Source organism: Vibrio sp. Vb0937 (genome assembly GCF_033338855.1).
In genome coordinates, this window is sequence record NZ_JAWOTK010000162.1 from 1 (window position 1) to 1,521 (window position 1,521).

General features: G+C 48.8%; 1 protein-coding gene. It reads right to left on the reverse strand.

The annotated features are described in order from the left end of the window. Positions 1-165: 165 nt before the first annotated feature. Positions 166-1,521, reverse strand: a 1,356-nt coding sequence (gene vopQ / locus R7P67_RS24060; RefSeq protein ID WP_318086222.1) for a type III secretion system effector VopQ, incomplete at its 5' end; no start/stop codon positions are given.

Here is a 1,521-nt window from a genome sequence, read left to right on the forward strand (position 1 = left end):
TCGAGCATCAATATGTAAAACGAGGAAGAATGGGAGACCAGTTATCTACAGACGAAATGTTAGCCGCGTTTGACCATCTCACCCCCAATCAATAAGTTCACGTTAAACATGGCACTGTAAGCGTCGATGCAATAAGCAAAAAGGGAGCGAATGTTCCCTTTTCCTTTAAATCCAGCCTTCGGCTAAGTACATTAGTCGTAACTGGCTTGGTGAGCCGAGTTTATCTAATGCATCAAGCTGGGCGTCACTTAGGTTCGGGCTCTTATCGAGATACACACGTCCGTTTGCGGCGTCCAAAGGCAGCTTGTACGTCAACTTCTCGTTGATTTTGTTCGCTTCACCTTTATCCATTGCTCGGACAGCAGGCATCAGCCAATCCCAATCTTCACTTAACAGCTTTTTAAATGCACCGTTCGCCGTAGATTCCATCTGACTTGGCATGTCTTCATCGCTCAGTTTAAGCAGTGAATCGACATCTGGAACGAGGTGTTCATTCGGGCTTGAGCCAAGCATTTGCTTGAGTGTTAAACGTGCGGCTTCCATCTCTTGCGCTTCTTTTGGCGCTTGAGGTGAGCTCATTGATGTATCTTCTTTAGGACCAAGATACGCCATCAGTGCGCGAACTGCCGCCGGCTCTTGCATGCTAAAAGTGAAATCGCCCTTCACGTTTGAAATTTCCAAACGTGGCAGCACACCAGACATTGGCCCTTGTTTGAGTTGGTCTTGCACTTCGTTATTTAAGCCATACGCCCCAGCTTGGCCAGCAACAAAACCCCCGCCGCTGATAATGCCAGTAGCTAAAGCAGGTCCAATGGCTTCCTTTGCTATCGGCGTAACCCCTGCCGTCGCCACAGAGCTTACACCAAACGTACCCAAACCGCCTGTCGCCATGCCAAGTGTGGCACCAACTGCGCCCTCAGCGGACAGCATCGCGTGACCAATGGCTAACGTTTGTTGCATTGGCATCGATAAGCGCTGATCTCTTCCCGGCAATTGCGAGATTTGTTCGAGTTGATGATGATACGCTTCGGCATCGCCATTGACGGACGCTTTATGAAGTTCACGCCCTGTGGCGACGAGCAAGCCTACGCCGGGTAACGCCAAATTGATGGCAGCGTTAACACCCGAGCCTTTCAGCTTCTCTTTTCCCGTTTCCAACAACTGCGCGCCGAAACCGTCCATTTTCCCCGGATACTGGTTTTCCAAACTGACTTGCATACGCGGATCTTTGCTGATCGAATCAAACGTATTTTTGAGCTGCTGATAGGTGTCACCGTCGACTTTTACTTCATCAAGTAGGCTCACCACTTCCAAGATTTTTCGCTCGGTTAATGGTTCTCCTCGGTAGCCTGACGGACTGACTAATGAATAAGCCAAAAGTGCGGTTTCTGGTTTTTCTTCCTTAAGCAGTGCCTGCTTCAAGTCGAGGTGCGTTTTGATGTTTTCTTGGAAGAACTTGGTGTATTTTTTTCTTAATACGCCTTCGCTAACCGAAGCAAACTTGTGGCCTTTATGGAACGT